This window comes from Falsochrobactrum tianjinense (assembly GCF_019100495.1).
Lineage (GTDB): Bacteria > Pseudomonadota > Alphaproteobacteria > Rhizobiales > Rhizobiaceae > Brucella > Brucella tianjinense.
The window spans coordinates 211,083-235,258 of record NZ_JAHRVA010000001.1; the positions used below are offsets into that span (position 1 = coordinate 211,083).

Here is a 24,176-nt window from a genome sequence, read left to right on the forward strand (position 1 = left end):
TTGCACAAGATCGACAAACGGCGCGGATTAACCGCGCCGTTTCCGGTTTTTCACAACTGTTTCATCGATCAATCATTGGTGAAGCCGTTCTTGTCGCCGTTAGTGCGAGTAGCGGGCGTCTTGTTTGCGTTGGCGCGCCGCTCGGCCATGAAGCGGTCGAACTCTTCCCTGTCGCGGGCGCGGCGAAGCTCGGCGGCATAGGCTTCGAATTCGGCGCGGGCTTCTTCGAGCTTGCGGCGTTCTTCCGCAAGACGCTCCAGCTCCTCGCGGCGCCAGTCGTCGAAAGCGGCATTGCCTGTGCCGCCGGCAAAGCCGAAGCTTTCATTCTTGCAGCAGCCGCGGAAAGAGCCGAAAACGGAATCGGTTTTCTCGTTCACGTTGCGCTTGAAACCTTCGAGGCGGTCGCCCCAGATGATATAGGCCAGCATGGCGAGGCCAAGCGGCCAGAAAAAGATGAAGCCGAGCACCATCAGCGCAATCGTGGCTGGCGTCCATGCCGGGCGGATCAATGCGGAATTGGTCATTGGTCTACTCCGTAAAACGGGGGTCTACTCCGTAAATCAGGCCGACTTGCCGTCTGCGTCATACAGGACAGTCAAACTTGCGGCTTGATTTCGACGTGGTAAAGCGATTGCGGCATTTCAAGAATGCCGCAAGTCGATTCCTGCCCGGCAAGGGCTAAACAATGCGATTTGCTGCAAATTTTTTTCGCATATTTTGGATCATTCCGGAGGAGAAAGGCGCTCGGCCAGCCCTGAAACGGTGCGGACGAGCAGATCTAGGTCCTGTCCCCGCGAAAGCCGGTGGTCGCCATCGCGCACCAATGTCAGCGTCACATCATCGACCGGCAGGTGCTCGACCAGCGTCAAGGCGTGCCTATAGGGTACATCTTCATCTTGCATGCCTTGCAATATATGCACCGGGCAGCCCGTCTCGATAATGCCCTTGAGGACGAGATTGTCGCGTCCGTCCTCGATGAGTGCGCGCGTATAGATATCGGGCTCGGGCGAATAATCCGACGGCTCCTCGCAATAGCCTTTCTCGGAGAGGTCCTGCCTCTGACGCTCGCTCAGGCCCGGTTCTACGAGAAGGGCGGTGAAATCTGGAGCCGGGGCGATCAGCACCATCCCTGCGAGGGCCTCGCCCTGTTTTTTCAGTTCCTGCGCCATGCGCATCGCGATCCAGCCGCCCATGGACGAGCCGACCAGAATCTGCGGCCCCTTTGCATAATGGCGATAGACGGTGAGGCTTTCGGTGAGCCAGCGCGAGATCGTCCCCTCGTTGAAATCGCCGCCCGATTCGCCATGCCCCGAATAGTCGAGGCGCAGCGCGCCATGGCCAGTCTCCCGCGCCCATTCATCGAGTGCAAGCGCCTTGGTGCCCAGCATGTCGGAGCGATAGCCGCCGAGCCAGACAACGCCAGGTGCCTTGCTGCCGGGCCTGTGGCGCACGGCGATTTCAGCTCCGTCCACCTCGATAAATTCCGGCTGCTCTTCACTCATAGTCCATCTCCTGATTTTCGAGGGGGCCCTGTTCGCATTCATTTGTCATCCATGATTGCCATGTATGAGGAACCGGGAAAAGCCGTCGAAATAACCAATACCCTTGAAATGGAAAGAAATGTGGCCGATATGTCGCGTGTTACTCCCAAATGATTGCTTATCGTTCGGGGGTGATTTTCCTAATGAAAGATGCTATTGACTTTAGCGCTTGCTTGACGACATTTCCGCGATCGACTGCGGTTTGATGGGGGATATGCCGTCGCGGCACCAAAATTGAATCGCATTTAATGTTAATAATCAGGAGATAACGACCATTCGCCGACCGTTCAGAGCGATGCCGGTCCAGAAAGATGGACCGCGTTCCAACCGCGATATCCGGGTTCCCCGGGTTCAGCTCATTGATGCCGAGGGCCAGAACCACGGCACCGTCTCGACTCAGGAAGCAATTGCGCTGGCGGAAGAAGCCGGCCTTGATCTCGTCGAGATCGTGCCGAATGCCGAGCCGCCCGTCTGCAAGATCGTAGATCTTGGCAAGCTGAAATATCAGAACCAGAAAAAAGCTTCCGAAGCACGCAAAAAGCAGAAAACGGTCGAAATCAAGGAAATCAAGATGCGACCGAACATCGACACCCATGATTATGAGGTGAAGATGAGGGCTGCACTGCGTTTCTTCGATGAAGGCGACAAGGTCAAGTTCACACTGCGTTTCCGTGGGCGTGAAATGGCGCACCAGGAGCTTGGCATGAAGCTGCTTCAGCGCGTCAAGGAGGAGACGACCGAGATCGCGAAGGTGGAAGCCGAACCGAGGCTTGAAGGCCGCCAGATGATGATGGTACTGGCTCCGCGCTGATCGCAGCAGCATGCAGAAAAGCGCTACGAAAGCCGCCTTCGGGCGGTTTTCTTTTAATGGCCCGGAAATACGGATTCGGTTATTGCTTTTTCTGGCCTTTGAGCCTATAAGGCCGCGTTCGAACCGCCCGGCAGGGCATGCCGTGGCGGTTTCGTATGCTTTCCGGACTTGGTCGGTCCGGGAGTGAAAACAAGGTTCTTTGTCTGTCCAAGCACAGGCCCCTTTCAAACAAGAGGCGTGGAGTGCCGAAGGCACGACAGGGACCACAAAATTAGGAGTAGCAAAATGCCCAAGATGAAGACCAAATCAGCCGCCAAGAAGCGGTTCAAGATCACTGCTACAGGCAAAGTCATGGCTGCCGCTGCTGGCAAGCGCCATGGTATGATCAAGCGCTCGAACAAGTTCATTCGCGATGCTCGCGGCACCACGGTGCTCGCCGATGCCGATGCGAAGATTGTGAAACAGTTCCTGCCCAACGGCCTCTAAGCCGTCTGTCCTTTAAGGAGATTATATTATGGCACGCGTAAAACGCGGCGTGACGTCCCACGCCAAGCACAAAAAAGTTCTCGAACAGGCTGCCGGTTTCCGTGGTCGCCGCAAGAACACCATCCGCACCGCCAAGGCGGCAGTCGATCGCTCGAAGCAGTATGCTTACCGCGACCGCAAGAATCGCAAGCGTTCATTCCGCGCCCTGTGGATTCAGCGCATCAATGCGGCTGTCCGCGAACAGGGCTTGACCTATGGCCGTTTCATTGACGGTCTTTCCAAGGCTGGCATCGAGATTGACCGCAAGGTTCTGTCCGACATTGCAATCCACGAGCCGGAAGCATTCGGTGCGCTGGTTGCGTCGGCAAAGAAGGCGCTCGAATATCTCAAGAATACTGAGATGCCGAATGCTTTTGAAGGCGCTGTCCGTTAAGCCAGCCCTTCCCGAAGTGACATTTTGAATTTTGGGAACCCGCGCTGGCTCGGCTGGCGCGGGTTTTTCTTTCGTATCTGGCGGCCTCCGCAAATATCACCCATCAAGAGGCTCGAGTGGGAAGCTAAACAAGAGGCGTGGAGTGCCGAAGGCACGACAGGGACTTAAATCAAGAGGCGTGGAGCGCCTTGGGCGCGACAGGGATTTAAATAATGAGCGATCTTGAACAACTCGAACAAACCATTCTGGGCGAAATCGCCTCGGCCAGTGATGAGCAGGCGATTGAAGCAGTGCGCGTGGCGGCCCTTGGCAAGAAGGGTACGGTTTCGGAAAAGCTGAAGACACTGGGTTCCATGACCCCGGAAGAGCGGCAGGCGCAGGGGCCGGCAATCAACGGCTTGAAGAACCGTGTCACCGAGGCGCTGGCCGAGCGCAAGACGGAACTGCGTAAAGCGGCGGTCGCCGCCCGTCTTGAGCGCGAAAAGCTCGATGTGACGCTGCCGGTGCGCGAAAGCGCGGCTTCGCGTGGCCGTATCCATCCGATCTCCCAGGTGATCGATGAAATCACGGCCATCTTCGCCGATATGGGCTTCTCGATTGCCGAAGGCCCGGATGTAGAAACCGATTATTTCAATTTCACGGCGCTCAACTTCCCCGAAGGCCACCCGGCGCGCGAAATGCACGACACTTTCTTCTTCAATCCGGACGAGAAGGGCGAGCGCAAGCTTCTGCGCACGCACACCTCACCGGTGCAGGTGCACACGATGGAGAAGTTTGCCGCCATTCGTGACAAGGAAGGCCGTGACGAACCGATCCGCATCGTCATTCCGGGCAAGACCTACCGCATGGATTCCGACGCCACCCACTCGCCGATGTTCCATCAGGTCGAAGGGCTGGTCGTGGATAAGTCGGCCAATGTCGCCAACATGAAATGGGTGCTGGAAGAGTTCTGCAAGGCTTTCTTCGAAGTGCCTTCGGTGACAATGCGTATGCGTCCGAGCTTCTTCCCGTTCACCGAACCATCGGTTGAAGTCGATATTCAGTGCGACCGCTCCGGCCCGCATGTGAAGTTCGGTGAAGGCAATGACTGGCTCGAAATTCTGGGCTGCGGCATGGTGCATCCCAATGTACTGCGCGCTTCCGGTTACGATCCGGACGTCTATCAGGGCTTCGCGTGGGGCATGGGCATCGACCGCATCGCCATGCTGAAATACGGCATGCCGGACCTGCGCGCCTTCTTCGACGCCGATGTGCGCTGGATCAGCCATTATGGTTTCCGTCCGCTTGATATTCCCACGCTTTTCGGCGGTTTGAGCGCTTAAGGATCGGATAAGGAATAAAGAAATGAAATTCACGCTTTCCTGGCTCAAGGATCACCTTGAAACCGATGCGACGCTCGACCAGATCGTCGAGAAACTGACCGATATCGGTCTGGAAGTGGAATCGGTCGATGACCGCGCTGCTTTCAAGGCCTTCAAGATCGCCAAGGTTGTGAGCGCTGTTCAGCATCCGGATGCAGACAAGTTGCGCGTTCTCTCCGTTGATACGGGCGAAGGTCAGCCGGTTCAGGTCGTTTGCGGCGCGCCAAACGCGCGCGCCGGTCTTGTCGGTGTTCTTGGCCGTCCGGGCGATTATGTACCGGGCCTTGATGTGACACTGTCGGTCGGCAAGATTCGTGGCGTTGAGAGCTTCGGCATGATGTGCTCCGAGCGCGAGCTTGAGCTTTCTGAAGAGCACGATGGCATTATCGACCTGCCCGACGATGTGCCGGTCGGCACGAGCTTTGCCGCCTATATGGGCCTCGACGATCCGATTATCGAAATCGGCCTCACGCCGAACCGCGCCGACTGCACCGGCATTCGCGGCATTGCCCGAGATCTTGCAGCGGCTGGTCTTGGCACACTTAAGAACCTCGATGCTGAACCAGCAAAGGGCGAGGGCGAAACCCCGGTGAAGGTCATTCTCGATCAGGATGCCGAGCATCCGTTCTGCACCGGCTTTGCGCTACGCATGGTCAAGGGCGTGAAGAACGGCCCCAGCCCGAAATGGATGCAGCAGCGTCTCAAGGCCATCGGCCTGCGCCCGATCAATGCATTGGTGGACATCACCAACTATGTGACGTTCGATCAGGGCCGCCCGCTGCACGTCTTCGACGCGGCCAAGGTCAAGGGTAATCTGACAGTGCGCACGGCTAAGGATGGAGAAGCCATTCTCGGCCTCGACCAGCGTGAATATAAGTTCACGCCGGACATGTATGTGATCGCTGATGAAAACGGCCCCGAATCGATTGCCGGTATCATGGGCGGTGAACACTCAGGTTGCGACGAGAACACGGTCGATGTGCTGATCGAATCAGCTCTCTGGGATGCACGCAGCATCGCACGCACGGGCCGCGAACTGGGTATCGTTACTGACGCGCGCTATCGCTTTGAGCGTGGCGTGGACCCGGAAATGATGATCCCCGGTGCGGAAATTGCAACCAGGCTCGTTCTGGAACTTTGCGGCGGCGCGCCGACCGTTCTCGACGTGGTTGGTTACAAGCCTTATCAGGCACGCGTCATCGATTTCCCGGTTACGGAAGTCAAACGCCTGACCGGTATCGAAGTGCTGTATGATGCCTCTTTCGATATCCTGAAGCGTCTTGGTTTTGGCGTTGAAGGCGATGGCAAGGTCATCAAGGCGAGCGTGCCGAGCTGGCGCGGCGACGTGGAAGGCAAGGCTGACCTCGTGGAAGAAGTCATGCGTATTCATGGCATCAACCAGATCGCGCCACAGCCATTGCCAAGCCACGGTGCGGTCAATGGCCGTATTCTGACGACGCTTCAGATACGCACCCGCCATGCCCGCCGTATGCTGGCTTCGCGCGGCATGATGGAAGCTGTGACCTATTCCTTCATCTCGGAAGCGCAGGCCAAGGCCTTCGGCGGCGGCAAGCCGGAACTGAAGCTTGCCAACCCGATTGCAGCCGACATGTCGGACATGCGTCCATCGCTTCTGCCGGGCCTTTTGGCTGCCGCTCAACGCAATGCGGATCGCGGTTTTGGCGATATTGCCCTGTTCGAGGTTTCGGGCATTTATGAAGGAGACAGGCCAGAGCAGCAGCGGCGCGTGGCCGGTGGTATCCGCCGCGGCACGGCAGGCGTTGACGGTTCGGGTCGATTCTGGGCGGGCAATGCCGCACCGGTTGGGGTGTTCGACGCCAAGGCCGATGCGCTTGCAGCACTCGAAGCCGCCGGTGCGCCGGTTGATCGCATCCAGATCGAAGCCGGTGGGCCTGAATGGTTCCATCCGGGCCGTTCGGGTACGCTGAAGCTCGGCCCGAAGGTCGTTCTCGGCACTTTCGGCGAGTTCCATCCGGACACGCTGGAGGCGCTCGACGTGTCGGGTGCGCTTTGCGGCTTCGAAGTCTTCATCGACGCGATCCCCGAGCCGAAGGCTAAGGCAACCCGCACCAAGCCAGCCCTGAATCTCTCGCAGTTCCAGAGCCTCAAGCGTGACTTTGCGTTTGTGGTGGATGCTGGCGTTGAGGCCGGCAATGTGGTGAAGGCCGTTTCTTCCGCCGACAAGAAGCTGATCGCCGGCGTTCAGGTCTTCGACGTCTTCACGGGCGCTTCGCTTGGCGAAGGCAAGAAATCGATTGCCGTGGAAGTGCTCTTGCAGCCGCAGGACCGCACCCTGACCGATGAGGATCTCGACGCCTTGTCCCGCCAGGTCGTAGCGAATGTCGCCAAGCAGACCGGCGGCGTTCTGCGCGGATAAGCCAACTGGAAAGCCCGCCCGCCGGCGGGCTTTCGTTTGAGTGAACCGTTCTAAACCTTGTTTTATCGCATTATCTCACGCAAAACCGTTTCACACTTTTGCTGGAAATACTTTGAAGGGGAATCTGCATGTTTCGTTGGGGTATTCTTTCGACCGCAAAGATCGGCGTTACACAGGTGATCCCGGCGCTTTGCGCGTCCGATAATGGCGTTGTCCATGCCATTGCCAGTCGCGATTCGGCGCGCGCTCGCGCGGTGGCGGATCGTTTCGGCGCGCCGCTGGCTTTCGGCTCCTATGAGGAACTGCTTGCCTGCGATGAAGTAGACGGCGTCTATATCCCGCTGCCGACCGCGCAGCATATCGAATGGAGCATGAAGGCAGCACAGGCGGGCAAGCATGTGCTGTGCGAAAAGCCCATCGCGCTGAAAGCCGAAGACATCGATCAGGTTATCGCCGCCCGTGACAGGCACAGGGTGATGATCGCGGAAGCCTTGATGGTCTATTACCATCCGCAATGGATCAAACTGCGTTATTTGCTGGAGCAGGGCGCAATTGGCACACTGCGCCATGTGCAGGGCGCGTTCAGCTATTTCAATGTCGATCCCGGGAATATGCGCAATCAGCCGGAACTGGGCGGTGGCGCGCTGCCGGATATTGGCGTCTATCCGACGGTTGTCACGCGCATGGTGACGGGCAAGGAACCGCTGTCGGTGCAGGCTTCCGTGGAATTCGATCCGAAATTCGGAACGGATCGCTATGCCAGTGTTTCAGCGCGATTCGACGGGTTCGATCTCAGCTTCTACGTCGCCACGCAGCTTGCCGGACGCCAGACGATGGTTTTCCACGGGGACAAGGGCTTTATCGAGGTCCATGCGCCCTTCAACACCGGCAAATATGGTCATGGCCGCATCACGCTTCACGATGCAGGCCATACGCAAGCGAGCGAATGGACGTTCGGCGATGCGAACCATTATCAATTGCAGGCGGAGAACTTTGTGCGCGCCGCACGGGGTGAAGACGTGATGCTGTTCTCGCTGGAAAACTCGCGTGCTAATCAGAAATTCATCGACGCGATCTATCGCGCGGGCAAAAATGAGGGATTCGTAGATGTATGACAGGGCCTGTAAGCCTTGCCGGGCAGGAATCTTGCATTGTCCGACAGCTTGTAGCGTCTTGTGACTTGCAGTGAAAAACAGCCTTTCTTATATACGCCTCGCACGAGGCTTTGATGACAGGCCCGGCGGATGAGAAAACATCCCCCGGCTCCGCAACCTTGAAGCAAGCATTGTGAAACCGATAGGAGCCGCCTATGGAACGCTCGGTAGAGGTTCAGGCGGTTTGCTGAATGGAGAGAAATATGGCTAAAGTTATTGGTATCGATCTGGGAACGACCAACTCCTGCGTCGCCGTCATGGATGGCAAGAACGCGAAGGTCATCGAGAATGCCGAAGGTGCACGTACGACGCCTTCGATCATCGCTTTCAGCGAAAGTGACGAGCGCCTCGCTGGTCAGCCTGCGAAGCGTCAGGCCGTCACCAACCCTGAAGGCACCCTGTTTGCCGTCAAGCGCCTGATTGGCCGCCGCTTTGACGACCCGATGGTCACCAAGGACAAGGATCTGGTTCCTTACAAGATCGTCAAGGGCGACAACGGCGACGCCTGGGTTGAAACTCACGGCAAGAAATATTCCCCGTCGCAGATTTCGGCCATGATTCTTCAGAAGATGAAGGAAACCGCTGAATCCTATCTTGGCGAGAAGGTCGAGCAGGCCGTTATTACGGTTCCGGCCTACTTCAACGACGCCCAGCGTCAGGCCACCAAGGATGCCGGCAAGATCGCCGGTCTGGAAGTTCTGCGCATCATCAACGAACCGACCGCTGCAGCGCTCGCTTATGGCCTCGACAAGAACGAAGGCAAGACGATCGCCGTCTATGACCTTGGCGGCGGTACCTTCGACGTGTCGATCCTCGAAATCGGCGATGGCGTGTTCGAAGTGAAGTCCACCAACGGCGACACGTTCCTCGGCGGTGAAGACTTCGACATGCGTCTGGTCGAATATCTGGTTGCCGAGTTCAAGAAGGAAAGCGGCATCGACCTCAAGAACGACAAGCTGGCTTTGCAGCGCCTCAAGGAAGCTGCTGAAAAGGCCAAGATTGAACTGTCGTCGGCCCAGCAGACCGAAATCAACCTGCCGTTTATCACGGCGGATCAGACCGGTCCGAAGCACCTTGCCATCAAGCTTTCGCGTGCCAAGTTCGAAAGCCTCGTGGACGATTTCGTTCAGCGCACCATCGAGCCGTGCAAGGCCGCGCTCAAGGATGCGGGCCTCAAGGCCGGTGAAATTGACGAAGTGGTTCTGGTCGGCGGCATGACCCGCATGCCGAAGATCCAGGAAGTTGTGAAGGCTTTCTTCGGCAAGGAACCGCATAAGGGCGTCAACCCGGACGAAGTTGTCGCCATGGGTGCAGCCATTCAGGGCGGCGTGTTGCAGGGCGACGTCAAGGACGTCTTGCTGCTCGACGTGACCCCGCTTTCGCTCGGCATCGAAACGCTCGGCGGCGTGTTCACTCGCCTGATCGAACGCAATACCACGATCCCGACCAAGAAGTCGCAGACCTTCTCGACCGCTGAAGACAATCAGTCGGCTGTGACGATCCGCGTCTTCCAGGGCGAGCGCGAAATGGCTGCCGACAACAAGATGCTCGGCCAGTTCGACCTCGTTGGCATTCCGCCCGCACCGCGCGGCGTGCCGCAGATCGAAGTGACCTTCGACATCGACGCCAACGGCATCGTCAATGTTTCGGCCAAGGACAAGGGCACCGGCAAGGAGCACCAGATCCGCATTCAGGCTTCGGGCGGTCTGTCCGATGCCGACATCGAAAAGATGGTCAAGGATGCTGAAGCCAACGCCGAGGCCGACAAGCAGCGCCGCGATGCGGTTGAAGCCAGGAACCAGGCCGAAAGCCTGATTCATTCGACGGACAAGTCGCTGAAGGATTACGGCGACAAGGTTTCCGCTGAAGACAAGCAGGCAATCGAAGACGCTCTTGCAGCTCTGCGGACTGCGGTTGAAGGCGACAACGCCGAAGACATCAAGGCGAAGACGCAGACCCTCGCCGAAGCTTCCATGAAGCTTGGCCAGGCCATGTACGAAGCGGCTCAGGCTTCCGAAGAAGCAGGCGCGCAGGGTGACGAACAGGCTTCGTCCAACGATGATGTTGTCGATGCCGATTACGAAGAAATCGACGACGACAAGAAAAAGTCGTAAGCCTTGTCTGTAAAGCTCAAGCCCGGGGTCATTCCCGGGCTTCTGCGGCCTTTCGGGACGGTTGCACCGGACGGACGAGATAAAGCAGTCCAGCATCAGGCCGCCTTTTTTCGAGCGGCGTGGCTACGCCAAACAGGACCGTGGATACGCTACCGTGAAGATGAATGCGATCCAGCCGTCGGGATAACGAACTGATGAAGATCGACTATTACGAAGCTCTAGGTGTTGAGAGAACAGCAGACGAGAAAACGCTGAAATCGGCGTTCCGCAAGCTCGCCATGCAATACCATCCGGACCGCAACCCGGATAACCCGGATGCTGAACGCAAGTTCAAGGAAATCGGCGAAGCCTATGAGACGCTGAAAGACCCGCAGAAACGCGCTGCTTACGACCGCTTCGGCCATGCAGCTTTCGAAAATGGCGGCATGGGTGGCGGTTTTGGCCAGGGCGGTTTCGGTGGTGCTGGCGGTTTTGCCGATATTTTTGAAGATATTTTTGGCGAGATGATGGGTGGCGGTCGCCGCCGCTCCAGCGGCGGACGCGAACGCGGCGCCGATCTGCGCTACAATATGGAAGTCACGCTGGAGGAAGCCTATGCCGGCAAGGCTGCGCAGATTCGCGTGCCGACTTCCATCACCTGCGATGAATGCTCCGGCTCGGGCGCGAAGGTTGGAACGCAGCCGACCACTTGCACAATGTGCGGCGGCGCTGGCCGCGTGCGCGCCGCGCAGGGCTTTTTCTCGGTCGAGCGCACCTGCCCGACCTGTAACGGTCGCGGCCAGATCATCAAGGACCCCTGCGGCAAATGCCACGGTCAGGGCCGGGTGACGCAGGAACGTTCGCTCTCCGTCAATATCCCCGCCGGTATTGAGGACGGAACCCGTATCCGTTTGGCAGGCGAGGGCGAAGCGGGCGCCCGTGGCGGACCGTCGGGCGATCTTTACATCTTCCTGTCGATCAAGCCGCATGAATTCTTCCAGCGCGACGGTGCCGATCTTTATTGCAAGGTTCCGATCTCGATGACCACTGCCGCTCTTGGCGGCCAGTTCGAGGTTTCGACGCTGGATGGCACGCAGACCCGCGTGAAGGTACCCGAAGGCACGCAGAACGCCAAGCAGTTCCGTCTCAAGGGCAAGGGCATGCCGGTGCTGCGCCAGCCCGTGGTCGGCGATCTCTATATCCAGATTGATATCGAAACACCGCAGAATCTCTCCAAGCGCCAGCGCGAGCTGCTTGAGGAGTTCGAATCTCTTTCATCAAAGGAGAACAGCCCGAAATCGGCTGGCTTCTTTTCCCGGATGAAAGAGTTTTTCGAGGGAATTGCTGAATGAAGAAAAGGAAGCCGCTGGGCTTCCTTTTTTATTATTCTCCTTATTCCTGCCTTGCTTAGCAAATTGAAAACGGCATAAACTTGTTCGATAACGACAGTGGGAGCATAGAGAATGGCAGGACAGCTCGGCAGGAAACTGGCCGCGAAGTTCGATGAGGAGATTCGTTTTTTCAAAGGCTGGATAGACGGTCCTAAGGCGGTCGGCGCTATTCTGCCAACGAGTTCCATCACCGCGCGGCGCATGGCGAGCGTCATCGATACCACTTCGGGCCTGCCGGTTCTTGAGCTTGGGCCGGGCACCGGAGTCATAACCAAAGCTATTCTCAATCACGGCGTGAAGCCGCCCGATCTCTACTCGATTGAATATTCACAGGATTTTACCGAGCATCTGCGTAAGGCCTTCCCCGATGTGAACATTCTTCAGGGTGATGCTTTCGATATCGATGCAGCATTGGGCGAGAAAAAAGACCTGCAATTCGACAGCATTATCTCCGCCGTGCCGATGCTCAACTTTCCGATGGGGCGTCGGGTGTGGCTGGTTGAAAACCTGCTTGCGCGCATTCCGCGTGGGCGCCCCCTGATCCAGATCACCTATGGCCCCATGCCGCCCGTTCCAGCGGGAAAAGGCAATTACGCTGTACAGCATTATGATTTCGTAATGCGCAATGTCCCGCCCGCGCAGCTTTGGGTCTATCGCAGCCCGCTCGTCTGATTTCCCGGAGTTTCCATGACTGCACATATTCTGGTCTTTGCAGGCTCGATTCGCAAAGGGGCCTATTCCGGCCATATGGCCGACGCGGCCTCGAAGGAACTGGTTTCCCAGGGCGCGGAAGTTACACGCATAACGCTTGCCGATTTTCCGTTACCGATCATGGATGAGGATCTGGAAAAGGAGCATGGCATTCCGGAAAATGCGCTCCGGCTCGGGCGGCTCTTTGCCGCCCATGACGGACTGATGATCTGCTCGCCGGAATATAATGCATCGATCCCGCCGCTGCTCAAGAACACCATTGACTGGGTCAGCCGTATTTCGCGCGATGGCGATAAGCCGTTCAAGCCCTATGCGGGGCTGACAGTGGGGCTATGCTCGACGTCCAACGGCAACTTCGCCGGTCTTCGCGGTCTGTATCATTTGCGTGCAGTGCTCATGAATGTCGGCACGCAGATCGTCACCGAACAATGTTCGGTGGCACGCGCTTCGGAAGCGTTCAACGACGATGCGACGCTGAAAGACGAGCGTAGCGCCAGAATGCTTTCGACGGTTTGTCGCAGCCTCATCGAGCGTGTGGAAGCATCCAGGGGCTGATTTATCGCTTCGCTTGCAGATTTCAGGGCGCGGTATCTTTCGTACCGCGCCCTGTTGTGCAAAGAGGATAAAAATCATCATGGAGAGATTTATGACGACGACGGATTTGCGTGAGCGCCTGATCGTGGGTCTTGATGTGCCGACTATCGCCGAAGCGGAAAAACTGGTCGAAGAACTTGGCGATGCGGTTTCCTTCTACAAGATCGGTTATCAGCTGGTTTTTGCGGGCGGTCTGGATTTCGCGAAGAGCCTGATTGCGGCGAAGAAAAAAGTCTTTCTCGATATGAAGTTGCTCGACATCGACAACACCATCGCCAAAGGCGTGGAGAATGTCGCGAAGATGGGTGTTTCCATGCTCACCCTGCACGCTTATCCCAAGGCCATGCGCGCCGCCGTGGAAGCGGCTGGCGGCTCGGACCTTTGCCTGCTCGGCGTGACGGTTCTCACCTCCATGGACGATGCCGATCTCAAGGAAGCAGGCTATTCGGATACGGCGGAAACGCTGGTGCTCAGGCGCGCGCGTCAGGCGCGCGACGCTGGCATGGGCGGCATTGTTGCATCGGCTGCGGAAGCTGCGGCCATCCGGCAGGCAATCGGGCCGGAAATGGCTATTGTAACACCCGGTATTCGTCCCGCCGGGGCGGAAAAGGGCGATCAGAAGCGCATCATGACGCCAGCGGATGCATTGAAGGCGGGAGCCAGCCATCTTGTGGTGGCCCGCCCGATTGTGGCAGCATCCGACCGCCAGGCGGCAGCAACGGCTATTCTGGAAGAAATGCAGTCGGCTTTATAGTTGCAATCGAGGAGGAAGACATGACCAAGGCCTATTGGATCGCCCGCGTGGATGCCCGTGACCCGGAGCGTTACAAGGATTATGTTTCGACGGCCAAGCCCGCTTTCGAGCGTTATGGCGCGAAGTTTATCGCACGCGGCGGCAAGGCGGAGGCGGTCGAGGGAGCAGGCCGCGCGCGCAATGTCATCATAGAGTTCGAATCCATGCAGCACGCGCTCGATTGCTACAATTCGCCCGAATATCAGGCGGCGAAAGCCATCCGCCAGACCGTGGCGGACGGCGAGATCGTGATCGTCGAAGGCGTCTGACAGAAGCCTCTGGCAAAAGCAAGAACTGCCTGCCTGCGGCCTTTCAGGCCACAGAAAGAGCTATCTCGTCCGTTGATTCCGTTTTAAGTTCCCGGCAACTGCGAATCGCGAGGAAATCATGGCTCTTAAAGTTGCGGTCCAGATGGACCATATCAGTACGGTCAATATTGCGGGCGACACCAGTTTTGCCCTGTCGCTTGAGGCGCAAAAGCGTGGTCATGAACTTTATCATTACACGCCCGACCGCCTTTCCATGCGCGATGGTATTGTCACGGCGCTTATCGAAAAGATGGAATTGCGCGACATTAAGGGCGACCATTACACGCTGGGCGAGCCGGTGCGCCGTGACCTGTCGGAAATGGATGTTGTCCTGCTGCGCCAGGATCCGCCCTTCGATATGAACTACATCACCACCACCCATTTGCTGGAGCGCATCCATCCCAAGACGCTGGTGGTGAACGATCCCGCCTGGGTGCGCAACAGCCCGGAAAAGATTTTCGTTACCGAATTTCCCGATTTGATGCCGGAAACCCTCATCACCAAGGACCCGCAGGAAGTCCTCGATTTCCGCCATGAATTCGGCGACATCATCCTCAAGCCGCTTTACGGCAATGGCGGGGCCGGGGTTTTTCATCTGGCTGATGGCGACCGCAACCTCACATCGCTTCTGGAAATGTTCGAGCAGCTTTTCCGCGAGCCGTTCATCGCGCAGCGTTATCTCAAGGATGTGCGTGCAGGCGACAAGCGCATCATTCTGATCGATGGCGAGCCGGTCGGCGCGATCAATCGCGTGCCGTCAGAAACAGATGTGCGTTCCAACATGCATGTGGGCGGCCGTGCCGAACAAAGCCAGCTTACGCCGCGCGAGCGCGAAATCTGTGAGCGCATCGGCCCGTCGCTGAAGGAGCGCGGTTTCATCCTCGTCGGTATCGACGTGATCGGCGACTATATGACCGAGATCAACGTCACCTCGCCAACCGGCATTCGCGAAATAGAGCGTTTTGACGGCACCAACATAGCGGCGCTGTTCTGGGATGCCGTTGAAGCCAAACGCTAAATTCGTTCTACAATCGTTCTTGATTGATTCGGTGAGAAATGCTTAAATCCCCTGGTTGTATTTAAGCACACTCTCACTTTTGAGATGTGCTGCGTGGCAAGCGGGGGCTCATGGTCGCGCGGGTGGGAACGGTTGCCTTTCAGGGCATAGAAGCAGTGCCGGTCGACGTGCAGGTCATGGTTGCGCCGGGCAAAATGGGTATGTCGATTGTCGGCCTGCCCGACAAGGCCGTGGCCGAAAGCCGCGAACGCGTGCAGGCGGCGCTGCATGCTTCCGGGCTTTCCATGCCGACAAAGCGGGTGACGGTCAATCTCGCGCCTGCCGATCTGCCCAAGGAAGGTTCGCATTACGATCTTCCAATCGCCGTCGGGCTGATGGCCGCAATAGGCGCGATTCCCGCCGACGCCATTCAATCCTATCTGGTGCTGGGTGAATTATCGCTCGACGGCTCGATTGCTGCCGTGGCAGGCGTTTTGCCTGCCGCAATAGGAGCCAATCGTGCAGGCAAGGGGCTGATCTGTCCCCATGCATGCGGGCCGGAGGCGGCATGGGCAGGCGCGGATATTGATATTCTTGCGCCGCGCAGCCTGATCGCGCTGGCCAATCATTTCAAGGGGGCACAGGTGCTGACGCCGCCTGAGCCTTCCATGCGCGTATCGAGCGAGGCGCAGGCCGATCTGGCCGACATCAAGGGGCAGGAAACGGCGAAACGCGCACTGGAAATTGCCGCAGCCGGAAACCATAATCTTTTGCTCGTCGGACCGCCCGGATCGGGCAAATCCATGCTGGCGCAGCGTCTGTCTTCGATCCTGCCGCCGCTCTCGCCGCGTGAACTACTCGACGTTTCGATGATCGCCTCCATAGCTGGTGAGTTGTCGGGCGGAAAGCTCTCCGACCGTAGGCCCTTTCGCGCGCCGCACCATTCGGCCTCCATGGCGGCGATGGTCGGTGGGGGGTATCGGGCGAAGCCGGGTGAAGTGTCGCTTGCTCATAATGGCGTTCTGTTTCTGGATGAGTTTCCCGAATTTTCGCCGCAGGTGCTGGATTCGTTGCGGCAGCCGCTTGAAACAGGCGAATGCATGATCGCCCGCGTCAACCATCGTACAAGCTATCCGGCCCGCTTTCAGCTGATCGCCGCAATGAATCCGTGCCGCTGCGGCATGGCGGGCGAACCGGGGCATACATGCGCACGCGGCCCGCGTTGCCAGAGCGATTATCAGGCGCGCATTTCCGGGCCGCTGCTGGACCGTATTGACCTGCGCGTGGACATGCCTGCGGTTTCCGCGCTCGATCTCATCAAGCCATCGCAATCGGAGAAAAGTGTAACGGTTGCGAAGCGGGTGGCGCGTGCACGAACCACACAGGCTGCGCGCTATTCGGCGCTCGGCCTCGACCCGTCGATGACCAATGCCTATTGCTCGGCAAATCTGATCGAGGAAGTCGCACAGCCTGATGCTGCCGGAGTGAAACTTTTGCGGGATGCGAGCGAGCAAATGCGCTTTTCCGCCCGCGCCTATCACCGCATCCTGAAAGTCGCCCGCACATTGGCGGATCTCGACGGCAGTGATTGCATCAGCCGTATTCATCTGGCCGGAGCCATATCCTATCGTATGGGCGCCGAACGCCTGATGTCGGCGACATGAGGGCGCGCTGGGCGGCGCTACAGTCGTTCGGTGATTGGTTTCCAGCGGTGCACGATTGCGCTGGCTTCCCGCGAATAGCTCCAGTAATGCCCCTGAAACGGCTGGTCGTACTCGCGGTCGATCGGTAAACCGGCCAGACGGCACAGGAGAAGCGTGCCGACACCCCCATGCCCGACAATAGCGATGTCACCCGTTGGGTGATGATGCATCACGGTTTCAAAGGCGCGAACTATCCGCTCTTGTGCATCGACGGCTCGTTCCCAGCCGCGAATGCTTGTTTCGGGGAGGGTGAAGAATTGATCGGCTACCTCTTCATGCACGCTCGAAGGCAGGAAACCGGTGGCGCTGCGGTCGATTTCATTGAAGCGTCGGTCCACGGATAGGCCGATCCCCAGCGCTCCAGCCAGTATTCCTGCGGCCTCGATGGCTTTGGTTTCCCCGCTCGACCATATCGCCTGGATTGTGTTCAGTTCCGGGCCTTCGGAAAAAGCCCGCATACGGTCTATACCGTGCGGCGATAATCGCCAGTTTGGCACAGGCTTATGGGGATCGATCAGCACTTCTGGATGCGAGATGAATAGAATTTTCGACATGACTGCCCCCGTCATCAAAATCGCACACTGTCTCCCCGTTGCTGGGGAGCGCAAAAAGAGCTTCCCGGAGCGAATTTTACAACCCGAATGTCACCAGCCCGTTTTCATCGATCGTCCAGGCCGGGTTCCATGCGATCTCCCAAGCATGATCGTCCGGATCGGTGACGTAACCGCGAAACCCGCCATGCAGCGGCGCATCGGCAGGGCGCAGTATTTTCCCGCCCGCCTGTACGAGCTTTTCCATAAGCGGTTCAACATCTTCCTTGTCCCCCACATTATGCGCCAGCGAAAATGCGCCCGGCCGCATATGGCCGAAGCGGTTCATATCGCTTTCGAGTGAGGATTTCAGGAAAGTACCGAGAACGAAACCATTCATCTGGTAGAAGATGATTTCCTCGTTCTGGAATATGGACGTCCACCCGAACCCCCCGACGTAGAAATGGCGGGAGCGAGCAATATCGGCAACGCCCAGTGTAATCACGGAGATTTGCTGTTTCATGGCCAGGACCTCTTTTTTCTCTCAAACACGATTGCTTCAGAGCTGAAGGTCAAGGGACTCGGCGTAGTCCCTATCTACTGACGTACCGAGCCAACCAGCAAATTGTCCGGTGCTTCGATGGTGACCCAGCGACCTGTATTGCTCGCTGACTGGCGCTTGAGGAAGGTGTAGTCGGATTCGTCCCAGCGCATGACTTCGTCGGTCAGATTGTCGAGAATGAAATCGCCGCGATCCGTGCGCACGGTCAGAACCGCATGCCCTTCGCCATCCGGCTTGCGAACGACGGTAATCAGCAGGTCGGTCATAGGAATGCCGGCTTCGGCCAGTTCGCGCTGCTTGAGCAGGACATAATCCTCGCAGTCGCCGACCGTGGTCGGATAGGCCCAATATTCCTCGACGCCATAGATTTCCATGTCGGTCATCGGCTGAATACGCTCATTGACCGAAAGATTGACTTTGATAATGCCCTGCCAGTTGTCATGGCCGAGTTGGAGCGGACGTGTATTGCGGCTGGTAATGCTGCATTCCTTGGTTTCGCGCTTGCAGAACTCATAATGACCGATGGGCTGCGAGGTAAGCTTGCCCGTCTGCATATAGGCGCTTGCGGCGGCCTGCGCGCCAAAGCCCGACAGGAGAAGGGCTGCACCAACACTTGCAGCAGCGATAACTTTCTTGACCGGGCGAACTACGCAAAACATTACTCAACGCCTTTTTCACAGCCCCCACAGGGCATTTATTAACGAAAAGTTAAAATATGAAACATGGCTCGAGTCAATTCGGATTGCCCGCCTTCGCCCAACTTCTTAATTAATGGTTAATGCGGGCATGACACAGAAAATACACGCTAGAATTGCTGAGAAGGGCAAAAAAACGCCGCTGGCGAGGCAGCGGCTGTTTTGATCTATCCGGTAAAACAGACAGTTTTCAGACAGGCGTGAAGCAGACCTTTGTATGGCCGGCGCTGATAAAGCCCAGGCGTTTTGCTGCTCCTTTGGAAAGGTCCAGCACGCGACCTTTGATGAAAGGACCGCGATCATTGATGCGCACAATGAGGGACTTGCCGTTTCGTTGATTGGTGACTTTGATTTTGCTTCCGAGCGGCAGGGTGCGATGGGCTGCAGTCATTCCAGCGGGGTTCATGCGTTCGCCTGAAGCGGTGCGCGAGGTGAGGGCGTACCAGGATGCGCTTCCGCAGCGCGCGGCTTGCGCCTCCATTGCAGTGACTGAAAAAAAACCTGTCGTCGCGACGGCGAGCATAGCCATACGAATATTGAACTTCATACCAATTCCAAGAGTCGTTTCAGGATGCCTTCCCAGTCATGAATGAGAAAGGCCTGCGCGATCTGGAATAAAAGTATGGCGATGGCGTGATCTCAATGAGTACAGAATAAGGCCGATGAATAAATCTTCTGGGCGGAAAATTATCCTATACTAAACGTTGTTTGTTTTATTAATCAATATTGTCTAAGAAATATTTTAAAGGTGTTCGTGTTGTTTATGGAGTTTTATTTGCTATTTACCAAGAAGCCTCAAAATATCCATAGAGCGATATGTGTTCGAACGCTTAAAGGAAGTGAATATCCTGTATCTGCATCTGCTGGACCAGATTGTCGATGCAATTTCTATTTGCAGGGCAGGTTTTGATACTATCCGCGCCAGTTGTAAGAATTGGGTTATTTTGCAGCAGATACAATCCATGATTGTTTTTATCTTGCGAATTTGCGCAGGAGTGACAGTTCGAAGCAGGTCAAGCCACGCCTACTGACGCAACTTTGATTGCGCATCCGTGCATGAAATCGGCAAAATCCTGCTATAAGCGCTCAGGTTCGGAACGGAAAATCATGCAGCATAAACCGCACAAGGACGATGCAAACCCGTCGCGCTCCGCGGTTTCGGCGGGCAAGCGTGTGTTTTATCTGTGTCTTGGTTTTTTCATGGTGGCGCTGGGGATCATCGGCGCGGTTCTTCCGGTAATGCCGACGACGATCTTCATCATCCTTGCGGCGGCATGCTTCGCGCGCTCGTCGCCGAAATTCGAGGCGCGCCTGCTCACCAATCCGCATTTCGGGCCGATGGTCATCAAATGGCGCGAGCGCGGCGCGATTCCGCCGCGCGCAAAACTCTATGCCTGCCTTGGCATGATCTTCGGCTATGGCATGTTCTGGTGGTCAGTGCGTCCCGGTCCAATGCTTGCGCTTCTGGTCGCGCTCTTCATGCTCGGCTCGGCCATTTATGTATTGTCGCGCCCCGGCGAATAGGTTTCGCACGAAAGATGGGTCGAACTCCCATATAAAGGCTCGCAAGCCTTATTGATACAAAGCTGTAACAATCCTGTCATATGAATGTAATATAGAGCGCGTAGACGGCTACTGACGCTTTCCCGTCATATGTCTTTTACAACAGGAGCTAATGCTCATGAACAAGATGATTTCCTCGACCGCGGCGCTCGCCATTGCGGCGGTTCTGTCGGTTTCCGCTGCTCAGGCACGCGACCAGATCCAGGTGGCCGGTTCCTCGACCGTCCTGCCTTATGCCAAGATCGTCGCCGAAACTTTCGGCGAAACCTACCCGGATTTCAAGACCCCCGTCATTGAATCGGGCGGTTCGGGCGCAGGCATCAAGGAATTCTGCAAGGGCGTTGGTGAAAACACTATCGATATCGCCAATGCATCGCGCGCCATGAAGGACTCGGAACTCAAGTCTTGCATCGACGCTGGCGTCAAGGACGTTCAGGAAGTCCGCTTCGGCTATGACGGCATCGTATTCGCCACCGACGCGCAGGGTCCGGACTGGAAATTGAAGCCTGTGGATCTCTACACGGCTCTGGCCGCCCAGATCGTTGTCGACGGCAAGCTGGTCGACAATCCGAACACCAAGTGGAACCAGGTCAATCCTGATCTGCCGGATTGGGACATCGCCGCCTATATTCCGGGCGAAAAGCACGGCACCCGCGAAGTATTCGAAGAAAAAGTTCTGGCTGACGGCTGCAAAACCTCTGGCGCTCTTGACGCAATCAAGGCGACCGGCCTTGACGACAAGGCTGCTGGCAATGCCTGCATCGCAGTCCGCAAGGACGGCAAGGCTGTTGATATCGACGGCGATTACAGCGAAACGCTGGCCCGCATCGAATCCAACAAGACCGGCGTTGGCGTTTTCGGCCTCTACTTCTACGAAAACAATGCCGACAAGCTCAAGATTGCGACCGTCAACGATGTAGTGCCTTCGGCTGAAAGTGTCGCTTCGGGTGAATATCCGGTTTCGCGTCCGCTGTTCTTCTACGTCAAGAAGGCTCATCTGGGCGTCATCCCCGGCCTGAAGGAATATGTTGATTTCTTCCTGTCCGAACAGATGGTCGGCCCCGACGGTCCGCTTGCCGAGTACGGCCTGGTCCCGGCTCCGGAAGCAGAGCGTGAAGCACAGCGCGCAAGCTTCGCCGAAGGCAAGGTCCTTGCTGCGAAGTAATCTGTGAATTAGGAGGATGCGGGGAGAACCCCTTCCCGCATCTCTGCTTTGCATTCTTGGGCAACCGGGGAAATTGAATGTCCTTCTTTCTGGTCCTTGTCAGTGTCGTTGCTATCGGGCTGATCGGTTTTTTTATCGGGCGCCAGCGCGCTGTCGCACTCGATAAGTCGCAGCCTGTAGCCAGCACGGGTCCCGAATGGGAGAAAATGCATTCCCGCCCGCATTATCACGGCTGGTGGGTTTTTCTCGTTTCGGCATTGCCCGCAATACTTTTTCTCCTGATCTGGTCGATCGGCTCATCCGTCTATCTTGATCGCAGCGCGACCTCGCGACTGCCGCAAGGAACCGAGGCAGGCTCCTATACCAGTCGCAGTCTTCAGCTTGGCATGATCAGCAGCCTTGCAGAGGGTCTGGAACGACTGACGCCCGCCGAATTCGAAAACTTCCCGCAGACCTATCAGGAAGCGCGCGACGTGCTTGGCTCAAAAGGCGTGGCGCTGGCCACCGAAGGGCAGGACTATATGGTCCCCATCGCCCTCTTCCTCAAGAAAGCAAGCGATCTTTCCCGCACCATCGGCTCGGCGATTGCTCTGGTCATTGCGGTTGCCGGCGCATTGTTCGGCCTGTCGTCGATCAGCCGCCGCAGGCGCGCCCGCAACAATGTCGAGCGCATCGTGCTATGGGGGCTGATCGCGGCCTCCGGCATCGCCATTCTCACAACTGTCGGCATCATTTTCTCGATGCTGTTCCAGACGATCAGCTTTTTCCAGTCGATTGCGCCGATGGATTTCTTTTTTGGCACGGTCTGGGATCCGCGCTTCGCAGCCGCCGGTTCCGGCGGAGAAACGGGACAGTTCGGCCTCATTCCGCTTCTGGCGGGCACGCTTTATATCGCTCTTGTCGCCATGCTTTTCGCGGTACCGGTCGGCCTGTTCTCGGCGATCTATATGGCAGAATATGCCTCGCCCAGATTACGCACTGTGGTCAAGCCGTTGCTGGAGCTTCTGGCCGGTATTCCGACCATCGTTTATGGCTTTTTCGCGCTGGTCGCGGTCGGTCCGTTCCTGCGCGATCTTTCCGCAGCGATTGCGGGCGGCCAGGGTTTCATCATGGCGCAGAGCGTGCTGACGGCAGGTCTCGTCATGGGGGTGATGCTGATCCCCTTTGTTTCTTCGCTGTCCGATGACATCATTACCGCCGTTCCACGCTCGCTGCGCGACGGCTCGCTCGGCCTTGGCGCGACTCGCTCGGAAACGGTCAAGCGTGTGGTGCTGCCCGCAGCCCTTCCGGGAATTGTCGGCGCGCTGCTGATGACCGCATCGCGCGCTATCGGCGAAACCATGATTGTGGTGCTGGCCGCAGGCGTCGCCGCCCGCCTCACCGTCAATCCCTTTGAGGCGATGACCACCATTACCGTGAAGATCGTCAACCAGCTCACCGGCGACCTAGAATTCAATTCGCCGCAGACGCTGGTCGCCTTCGCTCTTGGCATCACGCTGTTTGTCCTGACGCTGATCATGAACATCTTCGCGCTCTATATCGTCCGCAAGTACCGGGAGCAGTACGAATAATGACCGATGCAACCTTCCAGGCTGACGGTTCTTCAGCACAGCCAAAGCGCCGCGATATCGGGCTGAAACGCCGCTATGCTGCCGAACGCCGCTTCCGCATTTATGGCATTGTCGCCATCGCCATCGGCGTATTTTTCCTCTGCGCGCTGCTGTTTTCGGTCTTCTCCAAGGGCTATACGGCTTTCTGGCAGACGACACTGTATCTGCCGGTGGAACTGAGCGAGAAGGTGATCGATCCGGGCAACAAGCGTGCGACCGATCCCAATGTGCTTATCACTGCCAACTATCCGCTGCTGGTTCGTAACGCGCTGGCTGAAAAGCTCGGCGTGGCCAAGACGGATCGCCCCGCCATGCGCGATCTTGGCCGCATGTATTCCGACGGCGTGCGCGTGCAGCTTCGCCAGATGGTGATGAATGATCCCTCCCTCATCGGCACAACGCAGACCGTTCCGGTTCTGGCGGGTGCCGACATTGATTCGGCCTATAAAGGCCAGATCGATCTCTCCGTTGCCGAAAGCAACCGCAAGGTCTCCGACCGCCAGGTGGGGTGGATGAACACTCTGGCTGAAGAAGGCGTCATGAGCCAGGCTTTCAACAAGGGCCTGTTCACGTTCGGCGCTTCCAGCCGCCCTGAAACATCGGGGCTGGGCGTCGCCCTGCTTGGCTCGCTCTATATGATGTTGATCGTGCTTGGGCTGGCGCTGCCCATCGGTGTCGCCTCTTCGATCTATCTGGAAGAGTTTGCCAAGAAGAACCGCTTTACCGATCTCATTGAGGTGAACATCAACAATCTGGCCGCCGTGCCATCCATTGTTTTCGGTCTTCTGGGCCTTGCGGTCTTCATTAATTTCTTCAATTTGCCGCGCTCGGCCTCCATTGTCGGCGGTCTGGTGCTCACGCTCATGACGCTGCCCACGATCATCATCGCGACCCGTTCCGCGCTGCGCGCCGTGCCGCCATCGATCCGCGCCGCGGCTCTGGGGCTGGGTGCATCCAAGACGCAGATGGTCTTCCATCACGTCCTGCCGCTGGCCGCACCCGGTATTCTGACCGGCACGATCATCGGACTTGCGCAGGCGCTGGGTGAAACCGCCCCGCTGCTTTTGATCGGCATGGTAGCTTTCGTCGCCAATATGCCTGCGACGCCGATGGATCCGGCCACTGCCCTGCCTGTGCAGATTTTCATGTGGGCCAATGAAGCGGAACGTGCTTTTGTAGAACGCACATCAGGCGCTATCATTGTCCTGCTTCTGTTTCTGGCCGCGATGAATATTGCCGCAATAATCCTGCGCCGCCGTTTCGAGCGCCGCTGGTAA

At 57.4% G+C, this 24,176-nt stretch carries 24 protein-coding genes; 18 read left to right on the forward strand and 6 right to left on the reverse strand.

Going from position 1 to position 24,176, the window contains the following annotated elements; all coding sequences use genetic code 11:
• Positions 1-68 precede the first annotated feature (68 nt).
• Together KUG47_RS01025 and KUG47_RS01030 are read right to left on the reverse strand one after the other, a co-directional pair.
• Entirely contained in the window at positions 69-524 is a 456-nt protein-coding gene (locus KUG47_RS01025; RefSeq protein WP_217676107.1) for a DUF2852 domain-containing protein, read from the reverse strand.
• A 198-nt stretch (positions 525-722) separates the two neighbouring features.
• Positions 723-1,502, reverse strand: a complete 780-nt coding sequence (locus tag KUG47_RS01030) for an alpha/beta hydrolase (protein WP_217676108.1) — start codon at positions 1,500-1,502, stop codon at positions 723-725.
• Between the two features lie 313 nt (positions 1,503-1,815).
• Here KUG47_RS01030 and infC point away from each other — a divergent pair, with 313 nt between their 5' ends.
• From infC to KUG47_RS01100, 14 genes are all read left to right on the forward strand, one after another.
• Positions 1,816-2,352 (forward strand): translation initiation factor IF-3, encoded by a 537-nt coding sequence (gene infC / locus KUG47_RS01035; protein WP_217676934.1) that lies wholly within the window; start codon positions 1,816-1,818, stop codon positions 2,350-2,352.
• Positions 2,353-2,637: 285 nt separating this feature from the next.
• Positions 2,638-2,838 (forward strand): 50S ribosomal protein L35, encoded by a 201-nt coding sequence (gene rpmI / locus KUG47_RS01040; RefSeq protein WP_217676109.1) that lies wholly within the window; start codon positions 2,638-2,640, stop codon positions 2,836-2,838.
• A gap of 28 nt (positions 2,839-2,866) precedes the next feature.
• Positions 2,867-3,271 (forward strand): 50S ribosomal protein L20, encoded by a 405-nt coding sequence (gene rplT / locus KUG47_RS01045; protein ID WP_217676110.1) that lies wholly within the window; start codon positions 2,867-2,869, stop codon positions 3,269-3,271.
• Positions 3,272-3,483: 212 nt separating this feature from the next.
• Positions 3,484-4,593 (forward strand): phenylalanine--tRNA ligase subunit alpha, encoded by a 1,110-nt coding sequence (gene pheS / locus KUG47_RS01050; protein WP_185917076.1) that lies wholly within the window; start codon positions 3,484-3,486, stop codon positions 4,591-4,593.
• A gap of 22 nt (positions 4,594-4,615) precedes the next feature.
• Positions 4,616-7,030 (forward strand): phenylalanine--tRNA ligase subunit beta, encoded by a 2,415-nt coding sequence (gene pheT / locus KUG47_RS01055; RefSeq protein WP_217676111.1) that lies wholly within the window; start codon positions 4,616-4,618, stop codon positions 7,028-7,030.
• A 128-nt stretch (positions 7,031-7,158) separates the two neighbouring features.
• Complete coding sequence (locus KUG47_RS01060) at positions 7,159-8,145, forward strand: Gfo/Idh/MocA family protein (protein ID WP_217676112.1); 987 nt, start codon at positions 7,159-7,161, stop codon at positions 8,143-8,145.
• 242 nt (positions 8,146-8,387) lie between these two features.
• Entirely contained in the window at positions 8,388-10,298 is a 1,911-nt protein-coding gene (dnaK, locus tag KUG47_RS01065; RefSeq protein ID WP_217676113.1) for a molecular chaperone DnaK, read from the forward strand.
• 194 nt (positions 10,299-10,492) lie between these two features.
• Positions 10,493-11,629, forward strand: coding sequence for a molecular chaperone DnaJ (gene dnaJ, locus KUG47_RS01070; protein WP_217676935.1), 1,137 nt, complete (start codon positions 10,493-10,495; stop codon positions 11,627-11,629).
• Positions 11,630-11,740: 111 nt separating this feature from the next.
• Complete coding sequence (gene pmtA / locus KUG47_RS01075) at positions 11,741-12,340, forward strand: phospholipid N-methyltransferase PmtA (protein WP_217676114.1); 600 nt, start codon at positions 11,741-11,743, stop codon at positions 12,338-12,340.
• 15 nt (positions 12,341-12,355) lie between these two features.
• The gene (locus tag KUG47_RS01080; RefSeq protein WP_217676115.1) at positions 12,356-12,934 is read left to right on the forward strand and encodes an NADPH-dependent FMN reductase; all 579 of its coding nucleotides are present in this window, start codon (positions 12,356-12,358) and stop codon (positions 12,932-12,934) included.
• A 91-nt stretch (positions 12,935-13,025) separates the two neighbouring features.
• Positions 13,026-13,727, forward strand: a complete 702-nt coding sequence (gene pyrF / locus KUG47_RS01085) for an orotidine-5'-phosphate decarboxylase (RefSeq protein ID WP_217676116.1) — start codon at positions 13,026-13,028, stop codon at positions 13,725-13,727.
• A gap of 20 nt (positions 13,728-13,747) precedes the next feature.
• Positions 13,748-14,035 (forward strand): DUF1330 domain-containing protein, encoded by a 288-nt coding sequence (locus KUG47_RS01090; RefSeq protein WP_217676117.1) that lies wholly within the window; start codon positions 13,748-13,750, stop codon positions 14,033-14,035.
• Between the two features lie 118 nt (positions 14,036-14,153).
• A complete protein-coding gene (gene gshB, locus KUG47_RS01095) occupies positions 14,154-15,092 on the forward strand; it encodes a glutathione synthase (protein WP_217676118.1) in 939 nt (312 codons plus the stop codon).
• A gap of 110 nt (positions 15,093-15,202) precedes the next feature.
• On the forward strand, positions 15,203-16,735 hold the full coding sequence (locus KUG47_RS01100) for a YifB family Mg chelatase-like AAA ATPase (RefSeq protein WP_217676119.1): 1,533 nt from the start codon (positions 15,203-15,205) through the stop codon (positions 16,733-16,735).
• Between the two features lie 17 nt (positions 16,736-16,752).
• Here KUG47_RS01100 and KUG47_RS01105 read toward each other — a convergent pair whose 3' ends face one another.
• From KUG47_RS01105 to KUG47_RS01120, 4 genes are all read right to left on the reverse strand, one after another.
• On the reverse strand, positions 16,753-17,328 hold the full coding sequence (locus tag KUG47_RS01105) for a histidine phosphatase family protein (RefSeq protein ID WP_217676120.1): 576 nt from the start codon (positions 17,326-17,328) through the stop codon (positions 16,753-16,755).
• 76 nt (positions 17,329-17,404) lie between these two features.
• A complete protein-coding gene (locus KUG47_RS01110) occupies positions 17,405-17,827 on the reverse strand; it encodes a VOC family protein (protein WP_217676121.1) in 423 nt (140 codons plus the stop codon).
• A gap of 74 nt (positions 17,828-17,901) precedes the next feature.
• The gene (locus KUG47_RS01115) at positions 17,902-18,525 is read right to left on the reverse strand and encodes a transglutaminase-like cysteine peptidase (protein WP_217676122.1); all 624 of its coding nucleotides are present in this window, start codon (positions 18,523-18,525) and stop codon (positions 17,902-17,904) included.
• 226 nt (positions 18,526-18,751) lie between these two features.
• A complete protein-coding gene (locus KUG47_RS01120) occupies positions 18,752-19,108 on the reverse strand; it encodes a septal ring lytic transglycosylase RlpA family protein (RefSeq protein ID WP_217676123.1) in 357 nt (118 codons plus the stop codon).
• A 560-nt stretch (positions 19,109-19,668) separates the two neighbouring features.
• Between KUG47_RS01120 and KUG47_RS01125 the strand changes: the two genes are divergently transcribed.
• From KUG47_RS01125 to pstA, 4 genes are all read left to right on the forward strand, one after another.
• Positions 19,669-20,085 carry a YbaN family protein gene (locus tag KUG47_RS01125; RefSeq protein WP_217676124.1) on the forward strand — a complete coding sequence of 139 codons (417 nt, stop codon included), beginning with the start codon at positions 19,669-19,671 and terminating at the stop codon, positions 20,083-20,085.
• A 157-nt stretch (positions 20,086-20,242) separates the two neighbouring features.
• Positions 20,243-21,289 carry a PstS family phosphate ABC transporter substrate-binding protein gene (locus KUG47_RS01130; protein WP_217676125.1) on the forward strand — a complete coding sequence of 349 codons (1,047 nt, stop codon included), beginning with the start codon at positions 20,243-20,245 and terminating at the stop codon, positions 21,287-21,289.
• Between the two features lie 77 nt (positions 21,290-21,366).
• A complete protein-coding gene (gene pstC, locus KUG47_RS01135) occupies positions 21,367-22,860 on the forward strand; it encodes a phosphate ABC transporter permease subunit PstC (RefSeq protein ID WP_217676126.1) in 1,494 nt (497 codons plus the stop codon).
• Complete coding sequence (gene pstA / locus KUG47_RS01140; protein WP_217676127.1) at positions 22,860-24,176, forward strand: phosphate ABC transporter permease PstA; 1,317 nt, start codon at positions 22,860-22,862, stop codon at positions 24,174-24,176. The genes pstC and pstA overlap by 1 nt, the downstream gene beginning before the upstream one ends.

What these genes read in the sequence shown, in the direction of transcription:
- KUG47_RS01025 (WP_217676107.1), bottom strand. Translation starts at nt 524, where the DNA reads ATGACCAATTCCGCATTGATCCGCCCGGCATGGACGCCAGCCACGATT.
- KUG47_RS01030 (WP_217676108.1), bottom strand. Translation starts at nt 1,502, where the DNA reads ATGAGTGAAGAGCAGCCGGAATTTATCGAGGTGGACGGAGCTGAAATC.
- rpmI (WP_217676109.1), top strand. Translation starts at nt 2,638, where the DNA reads ATGCCCAAGATGAAGACCAAATCAGCCGCCAAGAAGCGGTTCAAGATC.
- rplT (WP_217676110.1), top strand. Translation starts at nt 2,867, where the DNA reads ATGGCACGCGTAAAACGCGGCGTGACGTCCCACGCCAAGCACAAAAAA.
- pheS (WP_185917076.1), top strand. Translation starts at nt 3,484, where the DNA reads ATGAGCGATCTTGAACAACTCGAACAAACCATTCTGGGCGAAATCGCC.
- pheT (WP_217676111.1), top strand. Translation starts at nt 4,616, where the DNA reads ATGAAATTCACGCTTTCCTGGCTCAAGGATCACCTTGAAACCGATGCG.
- KUG47_RS01060 (WP_217676112.1), top strand. Translation starts at nt 7,159, where the DNA reads ATGTTTCGTTGGGGTATTCTTTCGACCGCAAAGATCGGCGTTACACAG.
- dnaK (WP_217676113.1), top strand. Translation starts at nt 8,388, where the DNA reads ATGGCTAAAGTTATTGGTATCGATCTGGGAACGACCAACTCCTGCGTC.
- dnaJ (WP_217676935.1), top strand. Translation starts at nt 10,493, where the DNA reads ATGAAGATCGACTATTACGAAGCTCTAGGTGTTGAGAGAACAGCAGAC.
- pmtA (WP_217676114.1), top strand. Translation starts at nt 11,741, where the DNA reads ATGGCAGGACAGCTCGGCAGGAAACTGGCCGCGAAGTTCGATGAGGAG.
- KUG47_RS01080 (WP_217676115.1), top strand. Translation starts at nt 12,356, where the DNA reads ATGACTGCACATATTCTGGTCTTTGCAGGCTCGATTCGCAAAGGGGCC.
- pyrF (WP_217676116.1), top strand. Translation starts at nt 13,026, where the DNA reads ATGACGACGACGGATTTGCGTGAGCGCCTGATCGTGGGTCTTGATGTG.
- KUG47_RS01090 (WP_217676117.1), top strand. Translation starts at nt 13,748, where the DNA reads ATGACCAAGGCCTATTGGATCGCCCGCGTGGATGCCCGTGACCCGGAG.
- gshB (WP_217676118.1), top strand. Translation starts at nt 14,154, where the DNA reads ATGGCTCTTAAAGTTGCGGTCCAGATGGACCATATCAGTACGGTCAAT.
- KUG47_RS01100 (WP_217676119.1), top strand. Translation starts at nt 15,203, where the DNA reads ATGGTCGCGCGGGTGGGAACGGTTGCCTTTCAGGGCATAGAAGCAGTG.
- KUG47_RS01105 (WP_217676120.1), bottom strand. Translation starts at nt 17,328, where the DNA reads ATGTCGAAAATTCTATTCATCTCGCATCCAGAAGTGCTGATCGATCCC.
- KUG47_RS01110 (WP_217676121.1), bottom strand. Translation starts at nt 17,827, where the DNA reads ATGAAACAGCAAATCTCCGTGATTACACTGGGCGTTGCCGATATTGCT.
- KUG47_RS01115 (WP_217676122.1), bottom strand. Translation starts at nt 18,525, where the DNA reads ATGTTTTGCGTAGTTCGCCCGGTCAAGAAAGTTATCGCTGCTGCAAGT.
- KUG47_RS01120 (WP_217676123.1), bottom strand. Translation starts at nt 19,108, where the DNA reads ATGAAGTTCAATATTCGTATGGCTATGCTCGCCGTCGCGACGACAGGT.
- KUG47_RS01125 (WP_217676124.1), top strand. Translation starts at nt 19,669, where the DNA reads ATGCAGCATAAACCGCACAAGGACGATGCAAACCCGTCGCGCTCCGCG.
- KUG47_RS01130 (WP_217676125.1), top strand. Translation starts at nt 20,243, where the DNA reads ATGAACAAGATGATTTCCTCGACCGCGGCGCTCGCCATTGCGGCGGTT.
- pstC (WP_217676126.1), top strand. Translation starts at nt 21,367, where the DNA reads ATGTCCTTCTTTCTGGTCCTTGTCAGTGTCGTTGCTATCGGGCTGATC.
- pstA (WP_217676127.1), top strand. Translation starts at nt 22,860, where the DNA reads ATGACCGATGCAACCTTCCAGGCTGACGGTTCTTCAGCACAGCCAAAG.